This window comes from Deltaproteobacteria bacterium, from assembly GCA_005879795.1.
In the GTDB taxonomy this organism is placed as follows: Bacteria; Desulfobacterota; Binatia; order DP-6; family DP-6; genus DP-6.
On the sequence record VBKJ01000021.1, the window covers coordinates 1 to 4,896 of the forward strand.

At 71.4% G+C, this 4,896-nt stretch carries 4 protein-coding genes; 1 reads left to right on the forward strand and 3 read right to left on the reverse strand.

Annotation, left to right across the window (positions count from 1 at the left end; all coding sequences use genetic code 11):
- From metH to E6J59_00830, 3 genes are all read right to left on the reverse strand, one after another.
- Positions 1–2,968, reverse strand: a 2,968-nt coding sequence (gene metH / locus E6J59_00820) for a methionine synthase (protein ID TMB24059.1), incomplete at its 3' end; no start/stop codon positions are given.
- Between the two features lie 47 nt (positions 2,969–3,015).
- On the reverse strand, positions 3,016–3,681 hold the full coding sequence (locus E6J59_00825) for a cysteine hydrolase (protein TMB24060.1): 666 nt from the start codon (positions 3,679–3,681) through the stop codon (positions 3,016–3,018).
- An 8-nt stretch (positions 3,682–3,689) separates the two neighbouring features.
- Positions 3,690–4,214 (reverse strand): hypothetical protein, encoded by a 525-nt coding sequence (locus E6J59_00830; GenBank protein TMB24061.1) that lies wholly within the window; start codon positions 4,212–4,214, stop codon positions 3,690–3,692.
- A 121-nt stretch (positions 4,215–4,335) separates the two neighbouring features.
- Between E6J59_00830 and E6J59_00835 the strand changes: the two genes are divergently transcribed.
- Positions 4,336–4,896 (forward strand): efflux RND transporter periplasmic adaptor subunit (locus E6J59_00835; GenBank protein TMB24062.1); only part of this gene is annotated, 561 nt, incomplete at its 3' end.

Sequence of the window (4,896 nt, forward strand, 5' to 3'; positions counted from 1 at the left end):
GGAACGTGAAGATCTCGACGACCTTGTGACCCGGTCCGTAGAGGAGGATCGCGTCGCCTTCCGACTGGGCCGGGAAGAACTTAAAGACGGCGCGTGGTGGCATGGTGCCGTTCGCCAGCACCTCGTTCTCGACCCCGGCGACGCGCTCGCGCAGGCGCGCGGCCTTCTCGTCGCTCTGGCCGAGGAGCGTCTCCAAGTTGCCGCGCAGCCCGAGGTGCTTTCCGTAGAGCATGGCGGGGTTCACGTACGGGAAGACGTCCTCGAGCGGGAAGGGGTCGAGCACGTGGCGCTTCAAATCCGGCGGGGTCGGGACCGGCTGGTCGTGGCGGATGAGGGGCGCCGCGGCCGCGGGCGTGGCCGCCACCGTGCGGGCGGGCGCGGCCCGCAGGCGCGCCTGCTCGGCCTGCACCTTGGCCGCCATCGCCTCGCGCGTCTCCTCGCTCACCAGCTTGTTGGCGAGGTCGAGGCCGGCCATGGCGTCGTTCGCGTAGCAGACGAGGCTCGTGTACGCGGGCGCGATCTTGGCGGCGGTGAACTTGGCGGAGAGCGCCGCGCCGCCGACCAGCACCGGGCAGCGGACCCCGGCGGCCTTCAGGTCCTCGGCCGTCACCACCATCTGCTGCGCGGACTTGACCAGCAGCCCCGAGAGCCCGATCAGGTCCGGACGGTGCTCGCGGTAGGCCTTGATGAGGTCCTCCGGCGGCACCTTGATGCCCAGGTTGACGACGCGGAAGCCGTTGTTGCCGAGGATGATCTCGACCAGGTTCTTCCCGATGTCGTGCACGTCGCCCTTGACGGTGGCGAGGACGACCGTCCCCTTGTTGGCGCTCTCGCTCTTCTCCATGAAGGGTTCCAGGTGCGCGACCGCGGCCTTCATGGCCTCGGCGCTCTGCAGCACCTCGGCCACGATCAGCTCGTTGTTGTTGAAGAGACGGCCCACCTCGTCCATGCCGGCCATGAGCGGGCCGTTGATGATCTCGAGGGGCTTCGCCTCCCGGCGCTTCAGGTCGAGGTCGTCGAGCAGGCCGTCCTTCGACCCCTCGATGATGTAGCGCGCCAGGCGCTCGTCCAATGGGAGCGTGCTCCGGTCGGAGCGCTTCGCGGTTGCCGTCCTGCCGCGGAAGTGGGCCGCGAAGGCCGCGACCGGGTCGTCGCCGCGCCAGAAGATCAGGTCCTCGGCCAGCCGCCGCTCCTCCTCGGGGATGGAGGGGTAGCGCTCGAGCTTCTCGGCATTGACGATGGCGAGGTCGAGCCCGGCGCGCACGCAGTGGTAGAGGAAGACGGAGTTCAAGATCTCGCGCCCGGCGCTCGGGAGGCCGAAGGAGACGTTCGAGATGCCGAGGACCGTCTTGGTGCGCGGGAGCGCCTCCTTGATGAGCCGCACGCCCTCGACGGTCTCCGCGCCCGCGCCCACGTAGTTCTGGTCGCCGGTGCCGACCGGGAAGACGAGCGCGTCGAAGATGATGTCCTCCTCGGCGACGCCGTACTTCTCCGTCAAGAGCCGGTGGCTCCGCTCGGCGATCTCGAGCTTCCGCTGGCGCGTGACCGCCATGCCGCGCTGCTTGTGCTCGTCGATGCAGCCGACGACGACCGCCGCGCCGTAGCGGTGGATCAGCGGGACGACCTTCTCGAAGCGCTCCTCGCCGTCCTCGAGGTTGATCGAGTTGATGATGGCCTTCCCCTGGCAGCGCTCGAGGGCCTCCTCGAGGATGCGCGCGTCGGTGGAATCCAGCATGAGTGGGACCTTCACCTTGCGCGTGAGGACCTCGAGGAAGGCGATCATGTCCGTCAGCTCCTCGCGATCGGGGTTGGCGAGGCATACGTCCAGCACCTGCGCGCCGCCGCGCACCTGGCGGCGTCCGATCTCGGCCGCCTGGTCGAGGTCGCCGGCGACGACCAGCTCCTTGAACTTGCGGCTGCCGATCACGTTCGTGCGCTCGCCGACCACCACCGGGCGGCGGTCGTCGTCGATGGGAAGGACCTCGATGCCGGAGACGACGGATCGGCGGGTGGGACTGCCAGTGCGCGGGCGGTAGCGGGCCGCCAGCTCGGCCAGCATCCGGATGTGCTCGGCCGTCGTCCCGCAACAGCCGCCGATGATGTTCACCCACCCCTCGGCGCAGAAGCGCTCGACCTTCCCGACCAGCGACTCCGGCGTCTCGTTGTAGCGTCCCTCCTCGTCGGGAAGACCGGCGTTCTGGAAGCAGGAGACGGGGAAGCGCGAGATCCCGGCCAGGGTGCGGAGGTGGTCGGTCATGAAGTCCGGGCCGGTCGCGCAGTTGAGGCCGATGGCGAGGAGGTCGCGATGCGCCACCGAGACGTAGACCGCCTCGATCGACTGCCCGGCGAGCATCGTGCCCATGGTCTCGATCGAGACCGAGAGCACGACGGGGACCGAGCGCCCGGCCCGCGCGCAGCCCTCGTCGATGCCGAGGAGGGCCGCCTTCACGTTGAGCGTGTCCTGCTGCGTCTCGAGGAAGAGGACGTCGGCGCCGCCCTCGACGAGACCGGCCGTCTGCTCGGCGTACGCCGCGGTCACCTGGTCGAAGGTGACCCCGCCGGTCACCGAGATGGTCTTCGTGCCCGGGCCCATCGAGCCGGCGACGAAGCGCGGGCGGTCGGGCGTCTCGACGCGCGCGCACGCCTCGCGCGCGAGCCGCGCGGCGGTGGCGTTGATCTCGCCCACCTTGTCCTGGAGGCGGTACTCGCCGAGCACGATGCGCGTGCCGCCGAAGGTGTCGGTCTCGATGATGTCCGCGCCTGCGGCGAGGTAGCCCTCGTGCATCTCGCGGACCACGTCGGGGCGGGTGAGGACCAGGTGCTCGTTGCAGCCCTCGTACTCGGGGCCGCCGAAGTCCCGCGCCGTCAGGTCGCGGCCCTGGAGGTACGTCCCCGTCGCGCCGTCGAGGACGACGATGCGCTCGGCGAGAAGGGCGCGGAGACGGTCGCTGCGGGAGGCGGCGCTCATGAAGCCGCCATGATAACGGGCCGGTCCCGCGGGGGAAACCTCCGCTCCTAGACCGAGGACGCGGCGGCGGGCGCGGCGCCGAGCGCCGCCACGAGTTCGGCCGTCCCCATCAGCACGACGCCGATGTTCTCGAGCTCGTCCTTTCCGCGCTCGTAGAGGCCGGAGGTCGCGTCCTCGGCGAGCACGAGGCGGAAGTCGCGCTCGCTCGCCTCGTAGATGGACGCGCGCGGGCAGTTCGGGAAGTTGCACCCCGCGAACACGAGCGTGGAGACGCCGAGCGCGCGCAGGTGCGCTTCGAGCGGCGTCTGGAAGAAGGCGCCCCAGCGCGGCTTGTAGATGACGGCCTCGCCCGGCCCGACGTGCTGGATGCCGCCGGCGAGGAGGAGCGTCGTGTCGAGCCCGGGCGCGCCGGCGGGGAGCAGGCCCGAGGCCAGCTCCGCGCCCGGCGATCCGGCCAGGACGAGACGCGCCCCGTCCGCGACGGCGCGGCGGCGGCAGAGGTCGACGTTGCTGCCGTCGGGCCGGTAGAGGCGGACGACGTGCACGATCGGCCGGCCCGTGGCGCGGAACGCCTCGGCCAGCCGTTGCAGCTCGGGGAGCGCGGCCGAGGTGCCCGGGACCTCGAAGGGCTGGCCGTCCAGCGTGTCCTGCTGCGTGTCGATCGTGACCAGCGCCACCCGGGTGAAGTCCGGGGCGAGGTGGGCGTCGGTCACACCACGCGCTACCGGCGCCAGAGCGCGACCGCCTCGGCGAAGTCGCGGCGCTCGTCGGGGGTCTGGTCCGGATTCAGGTCGGGGTGGTGCGCCTTCAGGAAGCGGCGCCAGCGCGCCATGAACTCACTCGCCGTGCACTCGTGCCGCAGGCCGAGCAGGCGGAGGAGCCGCTTCGGCTGATCGGCGCGCGGCTCGCGAGCCGTGCGCCGCGGGCGCCCGTTCTTGACGGGCGTCTCCGACCAGCGCTCCGCCACGCCCAGCCACCAGCGGAAGTCACGCACGACCTCCGCATAGGTCGGATTGCGCCGCCAGGTGGGCGGGAACCACTCGCGGTAGAGACGGCCGAGGAGCCCTTGCAGGCGGAGGCTCAGCTCGGGCGGCATGCGCCCGGGCTCCGCGTCGAGCGCCATGAGCAGCGCGTCCACCTCGCTCTGGTAGAACGAGCGCCGCACGGTCCAACGCGCGTGGACGGCCTTGCCGATCCACGGATGGAGCCGGCGGAGGAACGCTCGTGCGTTGGTTGCCTGCTGCATCGCCGTCAGCCCGCGCCTGCGGGCGAGAGAGAGATGGCTTCCCCGGGCGCCGTTGTCAACGGGAATCGTTGGCATGCAAGTGGCGCGCCGGGCGGCGTGGCGGTAGCGCGCCGGGGCGAATATGCTCTCGACCGAGATGAGTCCGGCTCGGCCCCCTCTCATGCTCGCTCCCCTCCTCGCGGGTCTCGGCGTCCTCTCCACCTGCTCGTGGGGCGGTGGCGCCGCCGAGCGCACGAACGATTCGGCGCCCGTCCCGGTGACCGTGGCGCCTGCGGTGCAGAAGGACGCGCCCGTCAGCCTGCGCGCCATCGGCAACGTGACGGCCTACTCGACCGTCTCCCTCAAGGCGCAGGTGGAGGGGCGGGTCGCGCGCGTGTACTTCGCCGAGGGGCAGGAAGTGAAGCGCGGCGACCTCCTCTTCGCGCTCGACGCGCGTCCCTTCGAGGCGGCGCTCCGGCAGGCCGAGGCGAACCTGGCCCGAGACCGCGCGCAGGCCGAGAACGCGCGCGTGGAGGCCGGTCGCTTCGCGCGCCTCGTGAAGGACGGGATCGTCTCCCAGGACGAGTACGATCAGGCGCACGCCCGCGCGGCGTCCCTGGAGGCCGCCGTGGTGGCCGACCAGGCCGCAGTCGAGAGCGCCCGCATCCAGCTCCAGTACTGCTCGATCGCGTCGCCGATCGAC